Genomic DNA, 20,777 nt, shown 5'->3' on the forward strand with positions numbered 1-20,777 from the left:
TGATGAAGGACGACGGCGGGACCTCCCGCCGTCGTCCTTTCGCTTTTCCTGTGGTTTCCCTCAAGGTTGCCTAAAGCAACCCTTCCACCCTTGATGTGATCCATTACACTCTTGCAATGAAGCTCCTGTACGTGACGGAAAGCGTGCCCAACCGGGATCCAGAACTGGGGGATGGCAGCTCCATGATTCCGTACGAGGTGATCCTGCACCTTCCTGCCGATGTTGCCGTCACGCTGCTGACTTTCTCCGGTCCCGTTCCGGTCCCGGCAGCCATCAGGAACCGGTGTGAGACGGTGTACGAACTGGCCCCGCGGGAAGAACTTTCGGCCTTCGTGCGGTCCCTGGGCGGCCTCACCGGCCTGGGAAAACAGCGGCGCGCCACACCCTCCGCCCGCGCTGCCGCCGCCCGCCTGTCCGCCGGCCAGGACGCCACGCTGATCCACGGACCGCACGCCCTCTTCCTGTCCCACCACATCACCGGGCCGCTAGTGCTGCAGACGGTGGACCCCTGGTCCATCCGGGCCGGCATGGACACCGCCATCGCGCGGACGTTCCGGCCCGCCTACCGGCTGCGTGAAGAGTTGGCGGCACGCGCTGAACGGCAGTTGCCGGCAAGAGCCCGGCTGCTGACCGTCGGGGCGCAGGACGCTGCCGCGTGGGCCGCCAAGCTGGGCAGGCCGGTCAGGAGCATCCCCAACGGAACGGAAGTGGCAACAGGACCCCGCAGGAGGCGGGATGTACCCGTGGTGTGTTTCGCGGGCAGCCTCAACTACGCCCCCAATGTGGACAGCGCCGCTGTATTGGTTGAAAGAATCGCGCCCCAGGTGTGGCGGGAGGTGCCGGACGCCCGCTTCGTCATCGCGGGGCGCCGGCCCACACCGGCCGTGCAGGCACTGGCCGGCCCACAGGTGGAAGTCCTGGCCAACGTGCCCTCCATCCTGGACGTATTCCACGGGGCCGATGTGGCGGTCTTCCCGGACGAACACGGCGTGGGTATCCGGAACTCCGTGCTGGAAGCCCTGGCAGCCGGGCTGCCCGTGGTGGCAACGCCGGTGGCCGCCAGGGAACTGCCTGCGCATCCGCTGCTGGCCGTTGAGGGCAGCATGGACGCCCTTGTCCGCAGGGTGGTGGAGCAGCTCAGACTCCCCCGGGCTGCCCAGGAACCACCGCAAGGACCAGGGCAAGGGGCGCCGCAGGACGGATCCACCGGAGGAACCGCAGTCCGGACCTGGGAAACCGTCGCCGGCGAATACCTGGCGGAGGTCCGTGCGGCTGTTGCTGCGTCTTCCCCGGCCGGGGCACTTTCCCTACCGAACAGGCAACCGTGACGTACGCTCCGGGGGAATTGGAACGCAAGGGCGTCCGGGGCGCCCTGTGGCAAGGCATGGCCTTTGCCTCCGGCAGGGTGATCGTGCTGGTCACCACGGTGGTGCTGGCGCGGCTCCTGTCGCCTGCGGAATATGGCCTCGTTGCCCTGGCACTGGTGCTCATGGCATATGCGGAAACCATAGCTGACGCCGGCGTGGGGCAGGCGCTGGTCTATCTTCCCAGGACGCCCGTCATAGCGCGCTCCGCACTGCTGCTTTCCGTTGCCCTGGGTGTGGGCCTGGCCTTGGCGGCGGTGCTCGCCGCCGACACCGTGGAGGACGTGGTTGGGCTCGAGGGCGTGGCCCCGCTGGTCCAGGTCCTGGGCGTTTCAGTGCTGGCCACCGCGTGCGGCGCCGTCCCGGAGGCCATCATGCGCCGGGACCTGAAGTTCAGGCAGCTGACGGCGGCTCCGGTGCTCCGCGCCGCAACCATGGGAACGGTGACCCTCTACCTGGCCTTCACCGGCCACGGCGCCTGGTCGCTCGCCGTCGGAACAGCTGCCGGGTCCGTGGCCTACGCCGCCACCTGCTGGTTCCTGATCCGCCACGAGGCGCCCTGGCAGCTTTGGCGGGTGAGCCGCAGCGCAATCGGCGAGAACGTCCGCTTCGGCGCCCCCGTCGCCGGCAGCACCTTGCTGGCCAGGGCGATTTTCGACGTCGACTACCTGGTTATCGGCGTCATCCTGGGCGCCCAGGCCTTAGGCCTCTATACCCTCGCCTTCCGGCTGCCCGAAGCCTTGATCCTGAACGTCTTTTTCGTGCTCTCCACCGTCCTGTTCCCCCTGTACACCCAGGTCCGCGGGGACCGGCAGCGGCTGCGGGACGGGTACCTGAAAAGTGTCACGGTGCAGGCGCTGTACGGCATTACGGCGGGCGTAGGACTGGCCGTGGTGGCCCCCGTCCTGGTACCGGTCCTGTTCGGCCGGCAGTGGGAGCAATCAGTCACGCCGCTGGTATTCCTTGCCCTGTACGCGGCGGCCCGGTCCCTTGGCGCCGGGGCCAATGACGTCTACAAGGCCATGGGCAGGCCAGGGCTCTCCATTTGGATCTCCGTGGTCCGCCTGGTGGTCCTCCTCCCCGCGCTGATCTTTGCCAGCCGCTGGGGCATTGTGGGTGTTGCCTGCGCCCAGATGGTGGTGGCCGTGGTCTTCGCGTTCGGCATGCAGGCTGTGGCCGCCAAAGTAATGGGAACCAGGATGCGCCGCATGCTGCGCGCCGCGGCACCCGGCCTGGTGTGCGGCGCCGCGGTGGGGCTGGTGGGCCTCCTGAACCTCGCGCGGCATGCGCTAGGACCCGTCCCCACGCTGGCGGTCATGGTGGTTGCCGGCGTAACGCTGGTGTACGCGGTGCTGCGGTTCGGCTACCGGGAGCTGCACGACGAGATACTCGGTCTGTTCAGGCGCAACCACGAAAGTCCAGGAGCGGCGGAAAGCCGGACCTCCTAGGGTTTCTTGCCTGAATTCGTGCCCCCTGGGCCGGGGAAGTTGTTGCCCTTAAACCGCTTCCACCACGTGGCGCCACAACCAGAAGTCCCTATCGGCCTGGAGGGTGGCCCGGACTTTCCCGTTCCCCTGTAAGGGATCCGCCTCCGCTTCCTGGGCCAGGCGGTCGGCGAGCGTAGCGGTGGACCGGGCCCAGGTGGCGATGACCAGCTGGGGAAGGAGCGACTGGTCCACTCCCCTCATGCTTAGGTGGCGGGACAGCGGGTCAAGCGCCCAGCCGCCCTGGCCGAACGCCTTGTCGAAGGCCGCCAGCTGGGCCTCCCTGGCGAACGCCTGTTCGCTGGACTCGCTCAGGTACTGGAGGTAGAACACCAGGTCATGCCCGGGCACGCCGTCGGTGAGGGACCGTTCCCAGTCCATCACCTGCAGGGCGCCGCCGGGCTTGATGAGCAGGTTGGGGTGGCTCAGGTCGCCGTGTTCGATGACGGCGGGCAGCTGAGCGTGGCGCAGGGGCGCCAGGAGTTGGTGTGTATGTTCAACCAGTTCACGTGTTGGGGCATCCCCTGCAAGGTCCTCAAGCGCCGCCAGGGGCGCGGCTACGGCGCGCTGGTACCAGTCCGCGTTGTCCGTGGCAGCGTGGGTGCACGGAAGTGAAGCGACAAATTCAGTCCCGGTGGCGACGGCGGACGGCAAGTCCGCGGCCACCGTCCGGGGATCGAGGGGCATGCCGGTCAACGCCGTTTCGACGAGGACCGTAAAGGGTCCCGCGTCCCTGATCCCCACGAGGCGCGGAACTCCGCCACCCGAGCTGTCGACGGCGGCCGAGAGTTGATCAAGCATGGCGGCCTCACGCCGCACTCCGCTGTTGTCGCCGGGCTGGCGGGGGACTTTCACTACCAGGGCGGGTTCCCTTTCCCGGGAGGGAAACACCAGGGCCACCACGTGCCGGGAGGTGGCGAAGCGCGGGGTCAGCAGCAGCGTCTCCCAGCGCTTCCCCAGGCCGTACCGGTCAAGGGCGAACTCGTCGTAGTGGTCCCGCAGGAACTGCTCCACGAAGCTCATGGCTGCTCATTCCTTTCCGGCCGCCTCCCGGTGACGGTGCCCTCGGGGACCAGGAGGTCGAAGACGCGCAGCGCAAGGGCCATGCGCACCGCAGCCGCTTTCAGTGCCCCAAAGCGCACGTCCTTCCGCAGGGCCAGGGTGTCCCTGATGGACACGCCGGACTCCAGCGGAACCAGCCTTGCGGTGCGCTCACGGTTGGGGGCGTTCCAGTACAGGGCAACATCCTGGTAGCCGTGGCGCTCCAGGGTCCGTTTCCAGCCCCTCAAGGTGCGGGGACCGGGGCGCTGCAGCAGGGACCGGCCGGCCTCCACACAGATCCAGCCACCCGGCTCCAGCGCCAATCCTGCGCTTTCCATATCGCCGGCGTCGGGCGAGGCCAGCAACACCACGTCACAGGTCCTGCCGCCGGGCCGGGTTCCCGGCGTGGGCAGCCGGACCGCGTCCGGGTCCAGCAACCGCAGCGCGGACTCTGTCTCAGGAGTCACCTTCCCGGCGAAGCCGAGGGTGCGGGGCTGCAGTACGGGAAGCAGGAACCGCCAGTCCAGGAGCCGCCAGAGATGCAGGGACAGAGCCTCAGCGGCGCCGGGTTCCGGGGCGGGACCGGCCTGGAAAGGAGGCCCGACGGCGGGAGCCGGCTGGGGAGGGCGATGCCGGGATCCCTTGCCGGCGGCAGGAGAGAACGAGTCCCAGATGATGCCGGTGGCCAGGCGCTGCACAGCCTCTGCCGGCTGCGCCGCATCCACCACCCTGCTGCCGCGGAGCCGCCCGGCCAGCATGAGGTAGTCGTTCCGCCACGATTCCAGGAGTTCGGGGCTGTGTTCACCCTTCCGCGCAAACATGACTGCGCCGGGCACATCCAGCACCAGGAGTACATCGGGGGCAGGGATCACGGCCATTGCCAGTGCATTGCTCAGGCTTGCCAGCGGTCCGCCCCCCGGTCCGGCGAGCAGGGCGTCATACGCCACCCTGTCCATCAGCACCACCTTGCCCATCCGGCGGTAAAACCTCGCCAGGACGCCGCCGCGCACAAGGCGGTAGACCTTCTTGGCCGTACGCCCTCCCGGAACCCGGTTGAGGACCTTATCCCAGGGGCCGGCCCCCCACAGGCCCATGTAGACGTATTTGGTAGGCAACGGCACATCCGCGTGCAGGCCGTTGAGAAGGGTTGTCTTGCCGGCCCCGTCCGGGGCCATGACGCCCAGCAAGGGGGTATGGCCCTGGATCCGGGCGCCGGACCGCCGCAGCGTCCGGTTGGCTGTGGCGATGAGCCTGGCGTAAGCGCCGCCGCTCCACGAAGCCCTCATCCGGGCAGCGATGGCGGGCGCATCGGCGAACCGTTCGGCCAGGACCAGGTTCAGCATGTCCGTTGCCAGCCCGGCACCCACCCGCCGCCGGACCGACTCCGCGATCCTGCCGCCGTCGGCCGCCACCCTGGCAGCCGAGCGGGCCAGCTCCTGCCGCTCCTGCGCCACGTCGCCCTTGTCCATGAACAGGTGCAGCAGCAGGAGCCAGGCCTGGTCCGCCGCATCCGGCAACCAGTAGGAGCCGTGGCGGATCCGGCGGCGCAGGCACCGCGCCGCCCACGGCGTGTGCCACTGCTGGTAGGGGCCGAAGGCCAGCTCCGACACCACGTCCAGCTTGATCCAGGCATCTTCCTCCGGGGAGTAGCAGAAGTAGAACCTGTGGCTGCCATGGCCCCATGCCAGGACGCGGCAGAAGCCGGCGTCCGCCAGCAAGCCGTCCAGGCGGGGCAGGAACTGCCGGTCCACCAGGATGTCCACATCCCCTTGCGGCTGGGCCAGGTCGTCCTCGCCCCGGAGCAGGAGCCAGGGCAGCCTGGCGTCCTCAAAGACGCGGAATACGGCCGCCACCCGGGGGTGGATTTGCCGGTTTCCGGCTACCGGCTGCCCTGCCGGGCGGCCGATGTCCCCCAGCTCTTCGGGAACAGGAAGGTCACTGGTGATATCCATGGTGAAATCCCCCAAGGTGTTCTGGGCCGCGGTCACGGCAATTGCTTCGATTACGGCGTGTAGGCATACTGCACCACCCAATCCACCTGCACGTGCCCGGCCACCTCGGTGGCCGGAAAGGTGCTTGTGGCGTCATCGGCGGTCTCCGCCTGGAGTGTCCAGCGCATCGGGGTGTGCGGCACGCCCTTCGGTTTGGTTGTCTGGTCCACCAGCTCGTCGTCCAGGAACCACTGGACCAGTCCCGGGCTCCATTCGATCGTGGCAACGTGCCATTGGCCGGGCTGGGACGATGAATACTTCTTATCTCCGGGATCAAACTGCATTCCCGTGGACGTGCGCGTCCCCTTGATGGCGGAGTTCCCGTAGAGGGATCCGTCGAGGGCTCCTTCTGGCCAGTCGATTTCCCCCTCATTCCAGTTGTCGCTGGCCGGCCACAGGAGGAAGGCGATCTTGTAGCCGGGGGTGGAGTCATAGCGGAACCTCACCGAATACCGCCCATACGTCTGGCCCGTGTACCCGAACGGAATCACACTGGCCACGCGGGGCCTGCTGTTCGAGTAGTGAAGGTAGAAATCGAGGTAGCCATCGTGGACCGAAAGGACATCGTCCGGGGTGTACGTGCCGTAGCCCGAGGAATCGGAGAATCCCGAATACCCGCGCATGTCCGGCCCGTACACCTGCCCCACGGCGCCCAGCGGGGCCGGGACGTCAAAATCCTGGACCATGGTCTGCCGCCAGGAAGGAAGATCCCCCCTGGGCGCATTGGTGATCCGCGAGGAGTCGCCATGGAGGGCCAGCAAGGCGGCCCCGACGATGGACAACGACGTTACCGTGACGAGCGACACCTGGTACACCCGCCCGCTATTTTCCCCAGTCAGCACGGGTAACCTCGTAGATCCGCACAGACTTGTTCTCAAAGACCAGCTCGCTGCCCCTTGCGACGTCCAAGTCGTGCTCAAGGGGTACCAGGACATCCTTGGGGAACTGCCGGAGAACGCCTGTGGAGGTCCGCTGCTGCAGGTCCGATACCACTACGAAGACCCGGTCGGAGGGCCGCATCTTCGCCGCTGCCCTGGTCTTGTCGACGTAGGTGAGCATGTCATCCCCGGTGAATGGCTGGCCCGTGTTGTGCAGCTTTGAGGCCACCGAAACCAGCTGGCCGCTGCGGAGGTAGAAGGAATAGTGCGGCCCGACCAGGAGTGGCAAGTGGTAGTTTGTCTCCACCACCGCGTCGCCCTTTTGAACGTTCGAGTCCAGCCAGCGGCTTGCCGATACATCGGCTGCCGGCACCCGGACGTTGGCTTCGTTCTGGAAGTACACGGTGGTGAACATGATGGCCATGACGGAGATCGCGGACGCGGCACCCACCACTGCCTTCCTGCCCGGAAGCTTGCCGGACCAGAACAGCCAGGCTGCACCGATGGCAAGCCACGGAAGGGCAAACATGAAGACCCGGAGCCTGCCCTCTCCACCGTAGGACGTTCCGAACAGGCCGATGATCGGAGTTGCCGCAAACGTGCCCACGATCAAGGTGGTGCGGACGTTGCCGCGAAGGAAGTTGCGGATGAATCCGAGCCCCGCAAGCAGTGCGGTGAACAGGGACAACGCCAGGGCTTCCCGTGCCAGCCACCGCCCGGAAAGGAGGGACGGGCCCGGTGTCCCGCTGGCGGCTTTGTAGCCGGCATTGGCAAAGATATCGAAGCTGTTGAGCAGGCCGTACTTGTCCTTCACGAACTCGGCGTTCGGAAGAAGGTAGAGCAAGGCCATCATCAGCAGCGCCGGCGCCACCCAGGCCGGTTTGAAGTAGCGCACCAGGAAGAGGGGAAGCAGCCCCAGGATGGCAAGGTAGGGCGTCAACTGGTGGCTCATGACGATCATCGCCTGCAGGACCAGGACCGCCACGATTGCCAGCGCCTGCTGCCGGCCGGTGTAGGTTTTGATTTCCTCCGGCTCCGGCGCAGACCTGGAAAACCGGTTGGCGAGCCTGTCCTCAAGCCTTTGAACCCACCCGGCCGGCGTGCCACGAAGGAACGTGAGGATCACCAGGCACATGGTCAGGTGCAGGGTGTAGGCAAACGCCTGTGGGGAGTAGTAGTTCTGGTTCAGCCAGTTGGAGAGCGCGAAAACCAACGCACTGGTCCAGTAAATCCGCGGATTCTTTGTCAGAGTCCTGGCAATCGCAAGCACCAGGGCCACGTTCATCAGGGCAAACACCGGCTCGGCCCAGCCGGCGTAGGACAGGGCGTCCTTGTAGCCGCTGGATTCTCCCAGGAACGCGCTGAACAGGAAGAATCCGGGCCAGCGGTTGTAGATGTCAATGTTTGGATCGAACTGGCCGGTGGTCTGGATCAGGTCCGTCACTGCTATGTGCTTGTACGTCCAGGGCAGCCGGGGGACGTCGGCCAGCAGGCCGGCGGAAGAGTAGAGGATGACCACCAGTCCGGTGATTGAAGCTCCGGCGAGCCACCCGGAGTGCGCGCCCGGCCGGGCAACGCTCCAGATGCACAGGGCGACTACGAGGGCCAGCGAAATGTACCAGGCGGCCGGGAAGGCTGTCAGGAGGCCATAGTCCCCCAAATGGTGGTTTGTGGACTCCAGTGTGGTTGCCCACAGCACCATGGCCGCCAGGAGGACCAGCCAGGGCGCATAAGTGGCAAGCTGCGGACGCGGCAGCCGGGCAGGAGCCTGCCAGGCATCGCGTGGCCCGGGGACCAGCAGGACGGTCACGGACACAAGCAGGATTCCGACGGCGGCGGGCCGGGGATTCCAGAGCTGGAGCCACCCCATGACGGCGGCAGTCAGGGCGAAAGCGGTTGCGCCGGCGACGACCGTGAAGACAAAGCGGGCAACGGGATCCACGTGGCGCAGCCACCGGACCAGCGCCCAGCCGGGGACGGCAAGGCATACCAGGAGTTTGGCTCCGGCCATGGATTCGCCACCGGCATCGAACAGGATCAGGACCGCCGTCAATGCACCCAGCAGGGCCAGGACGTACTCCGGATAGCCTGGCCTGCGCCGGCGGGAAGTGCGGGAGTGCATTGGGCCGGACACGTCACCCCTGATAAGAAGCGCCATACTGTTTCAACTCCTGGATGTTGCTCTTGCCGCCGGCGGAGCGGGTCTCCCCGCTCCGCCGCTGTGGACTGTGTTGTCTTAGCTGCTTGTCCTAACTGCCCGCAGCCCTGCGCGACTGCAGATATTTGTAGGGCCCGAAGGCCACAGCCAGCAGCTGCAGCCAGACAAGCCTGGAGACCTGGGCCTCGAGGGAGCTGTGCACCGGGGAGCCCTGGAGGGCAGGCTGGATGGGCTGTGGGCGGCGGTTCAGGAACTCGAGCCCTACCCCCCAGCTCCTGGCAAGTGCCAGCCGTGCAGTACGGGGGTCCATCATCACCTTGGTCATCCACGCCCCGAGGCCATTGCCGTAGCCCCGGGCCTGCACACGCAGGTCTTCCAGCCCGTCCCGGTGGCGGTGCCACACGATGGCGGCCGGCTGGACCACCAACGCGTGCCCCTCGAGGATGACCCGGGTGAACATGTCGATGTCCTCGCCGCCGCCCGTGGGAGTGCCTACCCCCAGGGCGGGATCAAAACCGCCGAGTCGGAGGGCGGCCTGTCGCCGCAGTGCGAAGTTGGCACCCGTCCCGAATGCTCCCGGACTGAAGGGGAATTTGGCCAGTGCAGCGGGCGGGTTTGCCAGCGAGTAGACCTGCGGGACCAGGCTCCGTGACCAGCTGACCTTCGAGTCAAAGTAGCCCTGGGCGGGAGTGCGGAGCTCTCCCGCCGGGACCAGCCCCGTCACGCAGGCCGCTCCCGGCACGGCTTCGAATGCCGCTGCGATTTCCCGCAGCCAGGACCTGTCCACCACCACGTCGTCATCAGTAAAAGCCACGAGGTCTCCCTTGGCGTGGCGCAGGCCGGTATTCCTGGCGTGGGAGAGGCCCGGAACGGGTTCCGTCACCAGCCGTACCCGCTGGTCCCGGAACTCCTGGCGGACTAGTTCCTCTGTGGCGCGCGTTGCCGGCGCGTTGTCCACCACCACCACGTCGAAGCGCGGGTAGTCCAGGGCCAGGATTGTCATCAAGGCCCCGCGCAGCTGCTGGGTACGGTCCCTGGTGCACACCACCACAGTGATGTGCGGGGCACTCACAGCCGGCGGGAATGATGGGACTGGCGGCAGGGCCGCCAGGGCGTCCTCGAAGACAGCCCGATCCACGATTCCCGCCGGCGACGGCACATCGACGAATCCCCGCACAGCCCCCGACGCGCGCACCAGCAGCCGTGCCCGTTCGTATCCAGCATGGTTCTCCAGTTCAAAGCGCGAACAGTCCGCGAGGTCTTCCAGATCCACGGACCCGATCCACCGCGCCCCCGGCCAGGCCGGCGGCAACGGGGACTCCATGGCGGGCACCAGGATCAGTGCCTCGCCCCGGAGCTCCTCAAGCACTTGGCTGGCGCCTTCACTCATTGCACTTCCCTCCACTGCCCACCGGTTACAACCAGGACTTGATCCTCTTCTTCCGGCCCGGTCCAATGCTGGAGCCGACGCCCGCGGAAGTACCCGGCAGCGGTGCACGCCAGGACGGCGATGACGGCACCGGCACGGCCCAGCCCGTCGGGGCTGCCATCCCGCCCCCACGATGTGAGGCCGGTGAACACTGCGCGAGGGAGCACGCTGCGGACATAACGGCGTTCCGGACCGAGTGCCCGTTTGTGGCCCACCAGCTGGCTGACCTGGGCTTTGGACAATCCCTCGGACCAGGACCTGGACATCATGTAGCGCCAGGTTCCGCGGGACGCGGGAACGTGATGGCGGACCAGTGCCGCCGGTTCGTAGACAATGCGCGAGCCCGGTGAGCCCATCCGGGAACGGATGCAGATCTCGGTCTCCTCGCATCCCAGCGGCAAAGTGCCCTTGCGGCCCAGCGACTGGTTGAAGCCACCCACCTGCCGCAGCACCTCAAGCCGGAAGGACATGTTGGCACCGATGACGTTGCGGACTTCCGAAGCCACACGGGGCAAGCCGCGGTGGCTGCATCCAACAATCCAGTCCAGCTCTTCGGCGAAGTACCCTGGCCGGCCGGATTCCCACAGCGGGACCACCTTCCCGCCCACCGCCAGCACGTCCGGATCGTCGTACAGCGCAACCAGGCGCTCGAGCCAATCCGAGGCCGCCTCGGCGTCGTCGTCAAGGAAAGCGACGATGTCCGATTCGGCGAGCCCAACGCCCGTATTGCGGGCACCGGACAACCCGGGCAGGCCGGTGCTCTCAACTACCGTGACGTCGTCGACGATCTCGATGAGGCGCTCGTACAGGTCCTCGTTGTGGTCGATGACCACCAGGATCTGGTCCGGGGCAAGGGTCTGGTTGCGGACTGATTCGATGACGTCCAGCAGCATGCCCCACCGCTCCGAGGTGTAGGCGCAGATCACCACTGACACGGACAGGGGTTTGGCACGGTCAAGCATGCTGGCCCACCGCCGCTGCAACAAGGGCTTCCTGCTTCACGGCCGGGGCGAGGACGCTGTGCGGATCCACGGGGAGCCTGGGGAAGCGGACGTTGGAGTAGGTGTACTTCACGCGGCGGAGTGCTTCCGGGCGGGCTCCTGCCGTGGGTGCCTCCCAAAGGGTGCATTCCCGGGCCAGCGTGTGCAGGACCCGCCACCCGTCGCGGAACGTCTGGAGGTTGGACGCCCCCGAAATCCGGTCCAGCTCGAGGCTGGGGACCTCGGCGATCCGCAGGCCGGCCCTGGCTGCCCGGACAATGAGTTCGGTCTCGATTTCGAAGCCGTCGGACTGCAGCTCCAGCACCTCCAGGCACTCCCGCCGGAAGGCGATGTACCCGTAGCAGAGATCCGAGTAATTGCTGTGCAGCACAGCGTTCGCAAGTCCGGTCAGCGCCCGGTTGCCGGCCTTGCGGAGCCGGGTCAGGTCTTCGGACCCGCCACCGGTAACGTGCCGGGAGCCCTTCACGAAATCAAAATCATGCTGGAGCGGTGCGACGAACCACCCGATCTCCTGGGGGTCCATACTCCCGTCAGCGTCCAGCATCACGATGATGTCCCCTGTCGCGGCTGCAAAGCCGGCACGGAGGGCTACACCTTTCCCCTTTCGGGTTTCGTTAACCACCACCACGTCAGCGCGCAGTGCCTTGGCCACTTCAACAGTGTTGTCCTGCGAGCGGCCGTCCACGATGATCACCTCATCCACATAGGCGGGCATCCGGCGGAGAACCCAGGGGAGGTTTTTTTCCTCATTCAGCGTCGGAATGACCACGCTGATTGAGGCCTGTGGAGATAGAATTCCCGGCTCGGAAAACAGAGCTGGAAGTTGGGGCGAAATCGACAATTGCCTCACCACTTCATGACAGTTCGGATTCTTGACAATGCCGCCGGCCGTTATGGCGGCGGCACCAACGCTTAATCCGGTCATGGTCTGGTCGCTGTCCCCCAGCAACCCATCGCCAATCCTCTGGCCGTTCCGGAAGACTATCCCCTACCTAATGCGGGTATCACGAGTAGTAGGTACTCGCTTTTCACCTGGGGTTTACCCCCTGTTAGGCAAGTAAAGGGGTGGCTTACGGCGCAAATCGTTAGGTATAGGGGATCCTGCGGCCCCAAAAAGCGTTAGGTAGGGGATAGGGAAAAACCCCTTTTTAGGTATGGCAACGGCATTGCCCCAGTAGGAGTGCGGGCATACGCTTCTCGGTACTTGGGGGCGGAGAGCTCATCGTGACTGGGCCTATGGGCAGACGTTCCCCGACTGTTTCCCAAGCCCCAGGAGTTCCCTTATGAAGCTCAGACGCAGACATTTCTTTAGCCGGACGGGCCAGGCCCTCACCGTCGCACTGGTTCTTGCAGCCTCCATCCTCGGCCTACCCGGGCCGGCCGTGGCGGACACCGTTTACGGCACCCAAGGCATGGCCTACTCAGGGGTTTCCAACCCGCCAACGTCCGACAAGCCGCAAAGCAAGCTGTGGTGGAATGACGGGTCCTGGTGGGCGGACATGTGGAAGTCCGGAACCGGGTGGAGCATTTACCGGCTGGACCGGGCCTCAAAGACCTGGGTGGACACCGGGGTTGTGAACGACACCAGGGCCAGCACGCTGGCGGACACGATGTGGGACGGATCCCATCTCTACATCGCTTCCCATGTTGTGACCATCACCGGCGATGGCACCCCCAAGCCCTCACTTTCGAACTCACCGGCAAAGCTCTACCGGTACAGCTACGCCGGCGGCAAGTACACGCTGGACAGCGGCTTCCCCACCACCATCACCAACAATTCCAGTGAATCCATGACGATCGACAAGGACACCACGGGCCGGGTCTGGGCAACCTGGACGCAGGTGGGCGGGAATTCGACGTCGGGATACACCAACACGGTGTACATGAATGCCGCCGCCAACAGCGGCGCCTCCTGGGGGACACCTTTCGTCCTTCCGGTCAGCAACCCGAACCCTGCCCCGGACGACATCTCCGCCGTGGTCGCCTTCGGCAACGGACAGATCGGGGTGATGTGGAGCGACCATAAGGCGAACACCGTCTGGTGGGCCACCCACAAGGACTCAGATGCCGCCAACGCGTCCTGGAAACTGCAGCCCGCACTGCGCGGTAACGGCCAGTCCGATGACCACCTGAACCTCAAGACCCTGCAGGCAGATACCACCGGCCGGGTCTTCGCGGCGGTCAAGACCAGCCTGAACGACATCTCAAGCGACAAGACCCTGCCGCAGGAGATCCTCCTGGTCTTCAAGCCGGGCACGGGAGCTTTCACGCAGTCCACGATCGCCAAGACCGGCGACTGCGTATCCCGCCCCCAGATCATCCTGGACACCCAGAACAACCTGGTGCGGGCGTTCCACACGGCTCCGCCGACCTCGGTTTCGGGCTGTGCCTACTCCGGCGTCGCGGGCAGCATCTATGAGAAGACCGCATCCATGGACAATCCTGTTTTCGGCTCCGGCCGCGGGACGCCCATCATGCAGGCGGCATCGTCGTCGAACATCAACGACGTAACCACCAGCAAGCAGAGCGTGAACAACGCCACCGGGCTGGTGGTCATGGCCAGCGACAACGTGGCCAAGCGCTATTGGTTCTCGGACCGCCCCCTGGGCAGCACCCCGCCGCCCGCGGGCCAGGCGCCGGTAGCTTCGTTTACCGCCAACCCGACGTCCGGTGCTGCTCCGCTGAACGTCACGTTCACGGACACGTCCACTAATACGCCTACGTCCTGGGCGTGGGACTTCGGCGACGGCGGCACGTCCACCGCGCAGAATCCAGTCCATTCATATGCGGCGGCGGGGACCTACACCGCCAAACTGACGGCCACCAACAGCGCAGGATCGTCCTCTGCAAGCACCACCATCACCGTGGGCACGGCACCGCCGCCCGCAACCGGCGGCATCACGGTTGTGAATTCCAGCACCGCAAACTCCGGGACCGCTGTGACCACGGCGTCGCTGCCGGTACCCGCGGGCACCGCAGCCGGCGACGTGCTGGTGGCCTCCATCACCACGGACCTGAATCCGAACCTGACGGCACCGGCCGGCTGGACAACCATGGTGAATGCGAAGTCCATCAACAGCACGTCAACCTCCGGGGCGCGGGCGTTTGCCTACTACAAGGTGGTAGGTGCCGGGGATCCGGCAACGTACAACTGGGCCCTCAGCACCGCTGCCAAGTGGGGCGGCGGCATCACCGCCTACCGCGGCGTCAACAACACCACGCCGCTGGACAGCTCCGTGGTTACCGCTGCTGACACCAGCTACTCAGCCACCAGCATCACGGTGGGCAGTATCACCACTGCCACCAACGGCGCGATGTTGATTGGCGGCGTGGCATGCGACTGCAGCGCCCCTGTAGTCACACCCCCGTCCGGATGGACCGAACGGTGGGAGGCTGCGGCCGGCCAGATCGCCGAGCAAGCGGACAAACCGCAGCCGACGGCGGGCGCCAGCGGAACAGCCACCTGGACCCTCAGTGCCGCCAGGGCGGTGGCCGCCTGGCGGGCAGCCCTCAAGCCGGCGGCCTAATGGAACTCATAACTGAATAGACAACTAAATAGACAACTGAATACAGGAGCGGCTCCGGCACGCCACATACGGCGGACCGGAGCCGCTCCTATTGTGCAATTGGCGCGCAGAAGCTGGCTCAACCAGCCGGGCCATCAACGACCAATGGAAAACTGGTCCGTGAATGTGTACCCGGCCGCGGGCACAAAGCGGGCATCCAACCGGGCCTCGGTAATCGTCACATCCAGTGTCCCCAGCGCAGGATCCTTGTTTACCCCGGACCATGCAGCAAAATAACCTGCCTCAGGATCATCGGCCTGAACCTTGTGCCCTCCCAGCCCGCCGGTGCCGACACCCGCAAAGACCGTCCCCTTTCCCTGCGTCACCGGACCCTCGGCGTCGGAAATGCAGGACTTCTCGGTCCGGCCGGGAGTAATCCAGGCGCAAGCACCGCCCACCGCCAACTGGTGGCTGCGCTGGTATACGTGCTCGTGCGCCGTCAGCACAAGGTCAACATTCTTGCTGACCAGGAGGTTGGTGATCTCCTGGCCCGCGACGCAGCCATATTTGCCCAGGCTGAAGCAGGGCGCGTGCATGGCCACCACAGTCCAGCGGATGCCGGCGCCACGGGCACCATCAATGGCGTCCTCAGTCCATTTCCAGCGATCGCTCCCGCCGGAATAGTCCAGTTCCTTGCCGTCCTGGAACTCCAAACCGGGCGAAATCAGGATGATCCGGGCCAGCGGCCGGTCCTGCGGAATGTCCACGTACCACTGGACTCCATACTCGCCCTGGAGGCCGGGCAGCCTGTTGGGCAGGCACCGGGCAAAGTTGGCGATCAGGCCATCGTGGCCGTCACTTTCATGGTTGCCCGTGATGAGTTGAAAAGGGAAGTCCGGGCCGAGCTTCCGGGTCACCATCCGGCAAAATTCCTGCTCAGCGCCTGCCTTGTAGGAGAAGTCACCCAAGGCCACGTTGAAGTCCGGTTTAAGTCGGGCCACCACGTCCAGCACCTGCCGCGCCCCCGACCCCATGCCAAGATCACCGGAGGCAGTGAAGCGCACAGAGCGGTCATCCGGTTTCGGCTGCTCCTGGCAGGCGGAAAGGCCGGTACAGACCACGGCCGCAAGGGCTACGGCCCAAAGGCGGTTGCCGGCATTTCCCATTGGCCGTCCCAGCATCGAAGCGTCCCAAGCCGTGTGGACGACAGCATAACTGGCAGCGATAAGTACTGGCGAGGGACCTTTGGCCCCACTAACGGCAGCGATTTAAGGGGCTGCAATATTAAGCAGGCAAAGAGTCCAATCTTGATGAAATCCAGCGGTAACCATGTGGTGTGGCTGCTGGTTGCGGGGCTATATTCGCATGTACCGGCAGGATCCGCACTGGGGAGCGGATGTTGCGGCATGAAATCGGTTGTGCAGGAAGCGGTCTCCTTCTTCGACGAATTGGGGACGCGATGCCACTCATCGGCCGAAACAAAGAACTGGACCGCATACTGTCTGTTATCCGCGGTCCCAAAGACACCGCACTGGCGGTGATTGGCCGCAGGGGCACGGGTAAATCTGCGCTGTTGTCAGAAATTCCCACGCTTTCCGATTATCGGACGGTTTTCATGGCGGCCACTGCAGCCGAGTCGGAATGGCCGCTGTCCGGGCTCACCGCGCTCCTGAACGATATGGACGATCCTGTCCTGAACCGCATCGCCGATGAGCTGCTGCGGGACACGGCCGGGGCAATGAGCGTACCGGCTGTTTCCAGCATGCTGCTGAACGGACTGCACCAGCGCTCGTCATCGCGCACCATCATCGTGATTGACGACGCCGACCAAATGGATCCCAGCAGCCAGGCAGTCATCGGATTCATGGCCAGGCGTTTGACCGGAACCGACATCGTCCTGGTTGTCGGGGTGCGGGAGGACTTCCCCGAAAGCCCTTTCAACGGCCTGTCGGCCCTGAGCGTGGGCCCTCTCAGCTACAGCAACACGGTGCGGATGCTGGAAAGTATCCCCGTCAAAAGGACCACGACGGCGGCTGCCCATGCGGTTGCCGCAGCAACGGGCGGCAACCCGCTCGCCGCCGTCGAGCTTTACGAGGGGCTGATGGAGCGGCACGCCGAGGGCAAGTACGCGCTTCCCGTCCCGCTGCCCTCCAAGGGCAGCTTTGACGCAGAGTATGCATCCGCGGTTGGCGCCCTGACTCCCGGCGCCCGCAGTGTCCTGGACCTGTTGGCGCTTTCCTACCGCAGCGCCATTTCAACGATCGAGAATATCGACCGCGACGTATGGACGAGCGTGGATGAGCTGCTCGCTGCGGGCCTGGTGAAACGTTCCGGTCCGCACGTGGGGATCGGCGACCAGCTGCTCCGGGGATATGTGTTCGCTGCCATGACGCCGGCGGTACGCACCGCCAACCACCGCGCCCTTGCGGAAGCAGCAACGGACAAAGATCCCTATGCACGCAGGTGGCACCTGAGCTTCACAGCCCTGGAGCGACAAACCCCGTTCCAGCTGCTCCGGCACGCCGTGGACCTGATCCGGGGCGGGGAAGTCCCGTTCGCCGTGGAGTACATCGAACGGGCACTCACCATCAACCCGTGGGAAGCGGAAACGGCGGCGCGCCTTACCAGCGTGGCGGAACTGCTTTTCAACCGGGGTGAGTTCGTATACGCGCGCCGCTACCTGGAATGGGCACAGCGGACAACCCGGAATCCTGCACTGATCCTGCGGTTGACCGGGTTGTCATTCGAAATTCAGTTCGCCCAGGGGGCCGCCGTGCGTTCGAGCATGGTGCTGCGGCTGGTCAAGGAGTTCGGCCAGCACGATCCCGCATATTCCGCCAGCCTGCTGGCCATCGGCGCGCTTTACTACGCCGAGCGGTGGGAATTGCAGGAGGCCTCGGACCTCCTGCGCCAGGGCGGCGCGTTCCGCGGGTCCGCCTCCGCGCAGTGCCTTGGCATCGCCGACCGCGCCAAGCTGTTGATCGAATCGATCAGCGGCGACACGGCCAACCTTGGACGGAAGTATGAAGGGGCGGGCACTGCCAGGATCGCCGGTCTGCTGATGCACGGCCGTTCCCTCACCTACGCCGAGCACTACGAGAACGCCCATGAAGCCTTTGCGCTGCTTCAAGGTTCCGCCGAACCGGGCCACATCAACTGGCAGGAAACCGCAGCCTTCATGGCAGTGGATAATGAAATCCGGGCCGGCAACGTACGGTCGGCAATCAGGCTGATCGACGAACTCGAGCTTTCCGATCCTGAACTCAAGTACCACCGCGGAACGCGGCTCCTCTTCCGGGTGTGGCGGGCACACTCCCTGGGCGACGATGCCCAGGCCCGTGCCGTCGCAGCCGAAGCTCTCCGATACGCCGGCGCGGACAGCCACGCTGCCATCACCGCACAACTTGCCGCCTGCCAGGGGCTTTTTGCGCTGCTGCGCGGTGATTTGGCGGAGTCGGTGGCCCAGTTGTCCCGGGCCGCCGAGATCGGGATGCGGTTTGGCAACCCAACCCTCCTGCGCTGTGAGGCGGACCTGGTGGAGGTACTGATACGGCTGGGCCGGCACCACGAAGCCACGCAAGCACTCCTGCGCCTCGAGAGCCGCTCCGTGGGGCTGCGGTCGCCGTGGCTGATGATGGTGGTTGCCCGCAGCCGCGCCATGCTTGCCGACGGTGAACAGTCGCTGCAGCTTTTCAGCCAGGCCCTTGAAGGCAGGAACGGGCACACACTGGAACGGGCACGGACCCTGATGTGCTATGCGGAGCGGTTGCATGCTTTTGGCCGGCTGCGCGACGCGCGTGATGCGCTGCTGCGCGCCAAGGTGATGTTTGACGAGGCCGGGGCGGATGCCTGGACGCAGCACGTGGACGCCCTCCTCCTGGACGAACGCATGGAGCCTGTGCGTCCCCAGGGCAATCCGGCCATGCTCTTGCTCGCCGACCACGAACGGGCGCTTGCCAAAATGGTGGCGCGCGGCATGCGGAACAAGGAAATTGCGGCCACCTTGTATGTCTCTGTGCGGACTGTCGAAGTGCGCCTCACCGCCATCTACCGCAAGCTCGGTGTTGAGTCCCGTGCGCAGCTGACAGCCCTGGCCGCAGGCAAGGGCACGACGGCCGCCGAGCCGTACGTCCTGCCCGTTCTATAGGCCAAAAGTCCTGCAATCTGCAGGTCCCCGCAGTTTCCACATCCTTCCTCCAAGGCACCCACAAAGGGCCTTCCCCATCCCCGTCAAACCCGCCGAACCGAGGCTAGTTTTGCTTCACGGCCAAGGACAGGCGGCTATGCCGGAAAGGGGCACCATGGCTGACATACCTCTCGCTAAAGCACGGCCCGCTGCATTCGACTGGCCTGTGGCTCCCGTTGCCGTACAGCGGAAACAGGCAACCCAGGCGGTGGCAGCGGAGGCTGCTGCAGGAACCAGGTTCCCGCTGTTGCCCGCTGCCCGGACCGCCACTGCATCAAAAGCCCGGAACCGAAAGGCATCGGCTGCGTGGATCTCCCGGCATGTGAATCTCTTGAGGGGCGCTGACGCCGGAATGGTGGCGGCTGCCGTGTACGCCGGCTTCCTTCTCTCCGAGGACGGATTCTCCCCGGTTGGCCCCAGGGATGGCGGAGCGGCAGTTGCCTCCGCAGCCCTGGCAGTCAGTTGGATGGCGGCACTGGAGGCCTACCGCACCAGGGACCTCAAGGTGCTGGGCGTCGGCGCCGACGAATACAAGCGGGTGGCCTCGGCTACCCTGCGGATCTTCGGCCTGATGGCCCTGGCCGCAGTGGTCTTCTCTATCCACGGCGCCACCGCCTTCGTCACCGTTTCCCTGCCGCTGGGCCTGGTGGCCCTGACCGGGAACCGCTGGGCGTTCCGGCGCCGGCTGGCTGCTGAAAAGCTCAAAGGCCGGCACCTTTCGCGGGCTGTGGTGGTGGGCGAGCCGGAGGACGTCCGCTATGTGGTGCAGCAGGTGGGCCGGAAGTCCGGTGCGGTATACGAGATCCTCGGTGCCTGCCTCCCCGGGGCCCGGCGCGGAGCCGGCCTTCGGGTGGATGGACGCACGGTGCCGGTGCTTTCGTCCACGGACGCCATCGCCCGGACTGTCCGGCTGGTTGATGCCGATTCCGTCATAGTGGCCGGGCCCCTTCCGGGCGGGAACAAGTTCATCCGGGAGCTGGGATGGAAACTCGAGGAGTCCTCCACCGAACTGATCCTGGCTGCCACCTTGACCAATGTGGCAGGCCCGCGGATCCACTGGCGCCCAGTGGAGGGACTGCCCCTGATGCACGTTGACATCCCGCAGTACGGCGGCGCCAAGCACGCCTTGAAGCGGGTCATGGATGTCACTGCTGCGCTGGCCGCACTCCTGGTGCTCTCCCCGGTGCTCCTGGTGCTTGCCGTGACCGTCCGGCTGGACAGCCCCGGTCCCGTCTTCTTCCGGCAGGACAGGATCGGCAAGGACGGCCAGGTGTTCGGGATGTTCAAGTTCCGGTCCATGGTGGTCGACGCCGAAGAGCGGTTGGCCGCCCTGAACCAGCAGAACGAGGGGGCCGGGGTGCTCTTCAAGATGAAGGACGACCCCCGGGTGACGCGCTGCGGACGGTGGATGCGCAAATACTCCCTGGACGAACTTCCCCAGCTCTGGAACGTGGTGCTGGGCGATATGAGCATGGTGGGGCCGCGGCCGCCGCTGGACCGTGAGGTCAGCGGCTACGAGCGCCACACGCACCGCCGGCTCCTGATCAAGCCGGGCATCACAGGCCTTTGGCAGATCAACGGACGCTCCGACCTTCCCTGGGAGGAAGCAGTCCGTCTTGACCTCTACTACGTCGAAAACTGGTCCCTTGCCGGGGACCTCCTGATTCTTTGGCGAACGTTCCGGGCTGTGGTCCGGCCGTCGGGCGCCTACTAGCAAATTCACGAAAATGGGAAGAAAA

Annotated in this window: 13 protein-coding genes; 5 read left to right on the top strand and 8 right to left on the bottom strand. The window is 65.6% G+C overall.

Features of this window, described 5'->3' with window-relative positions:
• The first annotated feature begins 116 nt into the window (after window positions 1-116).
• Window positions 117-1,328 (top strand): glycosyltransferase, encoded by a 1,212-nt coding sequence (locus JCQ34_RS19315; RefSeq protein WP_286400537.1) that lies wholly within the window; start codon window positions 117-119, stop codon window positions 1,326-1,328.
• The gene (locus JCQ34_RS19320) at window positions 1,325-2,812 is read left to right on the top strand and encodes an oligosaccharide flippase family protein (protein WP_286400539.1); all 1,488 of its coding nucleotides are present in this window, start codon (window positions 1,325-1,327) and stop codon (window positions 2,810-2,812) included. The genes JCQ34_RS19315 and JCQ34_RS19320 overlap by 4 nt, the downstream gene beginning before the upstream one ends.
• A 48-nt stretch (window positions 2,813-2,860) precedes the next feature.
• On the opposite strand, the gene JCQ34_RS19325 is transcribed toward JCQ34_RS19320, so the two are convergent.
• From JCQ34_RS19325 to JCQ34_RS19355, 7 genes are all read right to left on the bottom strand, one after another.
• Window positions 2,861-3,871 (bottom strand): aminoglycoside phosphotransferase family protein, encoded by a 1,011-nt coding sequence (locus JCQ34_RS19325; protein WP_286400541.1) that lies wholly within the window; start codon window positions 3,869-3,871, stop codon window positions 2,861-2,863.
• Window positions 3,868-5,841 (bottom strand): hypothetical protein, encoded by a 1,974-nt coding sequence (locus JCQ34_RS19330; protein ID WP_286400543.1) that lies wholly within the window; start codon window positions 5,839-5,841, stop codon window positions 3,868-3,870. The genes JCQ34_RS19325 and JCQ34_RS19330 overlap by 4 nt, the downstream gene beginning before the upstream one ends.
• Before the next feature lie 50 nt (window positions 5,842-5,891).
• Window positions 5,892-6,722, bottom strand: coding sequence for a glycoside hydrolase family 16 protein (locus JCQ34_RS19335; RefSeq protein WP_286400545.1), 831 nt, complete (start codon window positions 6,720-6,722; stop codon window positions 5,892-5,894).
• Entirely contained in the window at window positions 6,703-8,916 is a 2,214-nt protein-coding gene (locus JCQ34_RS19340) for a hypothetical protein (RefSeq protein ID WP_286400546.1), read from the bottom strand. The genes JCQ34_RS19335 and JCQ34_RS19340 overlap by 20 nt, the downstream gene beginning before the upstream one ends.
• 91 nt (window positions 8,917-9,007) lie before the next feature.
• Complete coding sequence (locus tag JCQ34_RS19345; protein ID WP_286400548.1) at window positions 9,008-10,306, bottom strand: glycosyltransferase family 2 protein; 1,299 nt, start codon at window positions 10,304-10,306, stop codon at window positions 9,008-9,010.
• Entirely contained in the window at window positions 10,303-11,307 is a 1,005-nt protein-coding gene (locus tag JCQ34_RS19350; protein ID WP_286400549.1) for a glycosyltransferase family 2 protein, read from the bottom strand. Before JCQ34_RS19350 ends, JCQ34_RS19345 begins: the two co-directional genes overlap by 4 nt.
• Window positions 11,300-12,199: a glycosyltransferase family 2 protein gene (locus tag JCQ34_RS19355; protein WP_350310821.1), complete on the bottom strand. Its 900-nt coding sequence runs from the start codon at window positions 12,197-12,199 to the stop codon at window positions 11,300-11,302. Before JCQ34_RS19355 ends, JCQ34_RS19350 begins: the two co-directional genes overlap by 8 nt.
• Before the next feature lie 430 nt (window positions 12,200-12,629).
• Here JCQ34_RS19355 and JCQ34_RS19360 point away from each other — a divergent pair, with 430 nt between their 5' ends.
• Entirely contained in the window at window positions 12,630-14,873 is a 2,244-nt protein-coding gene (locus JCQ34_RS19360; protein WP_286400551.1) for a PKD domain-containing protein, read from the top strand.
• Window positions 14,874-15,007: 134 nt separating this feature from the next.
• Here the strand turns inward: JCQ34_RS19360 and JCQ34_RS19365 are convergent, their stop codons facing one another.
• On the bottom strand, window positions 15,008-16,018 hold the full coding sequence (locus JCQ34_RS19365; protein ID WP_286400553.1) for a metallophosphoesterase family protein: 1,011 nt from the start codon (window positions 16,016-16,018) through the stop codon (window positions 15,008-15,010).
• Window positions 16,019-16,311: 293 nt separating this feature from the next.
• On the opposite strand from JCQ34_RS19365, the gene JCQ34_RS19370 reads away from it, so the two are divergent.
• Both JCQ34_RS19370 and JCQ34_RS19375 read left to right on the top strand, forming a co-directional pair.
• Window positions 16,312-18,999, top strand: a complete 2,688-nt coding sequence (locus tag JCQ34_RS19370; protein ID WP_286400555.1) for a helix-turn-helix transcriptional regulator — start codon at window positions 16,312-16,314, stop codon at window positions 18,997-18,999.
• A 154-nt stretch (window positions 19,000-19,153) separates the two neighbouring features.
• Window positions 19,154-20,752: a sugar transferase gene (locus JCQ34_RS19375; protein ID WP_286400557.1), complete on the top strand. Its 1,599-nt coding sequence runs from the start codon at window positions 19,154-19,156 to the stop codon at window positions 20,750-20,752.
• Window positions 20,753-20,777 lie beyond the last annotated feature (25 nt).

Source organism: Pseudarthrobacter defluvii (assembly GCF_030323865.1).
GTDB lineage: Bacteria > Actinomycetota > Actinomycetes > Actinomycetales > Micrococcaceae > Arthrobacter > Arthrobacter sedimenti.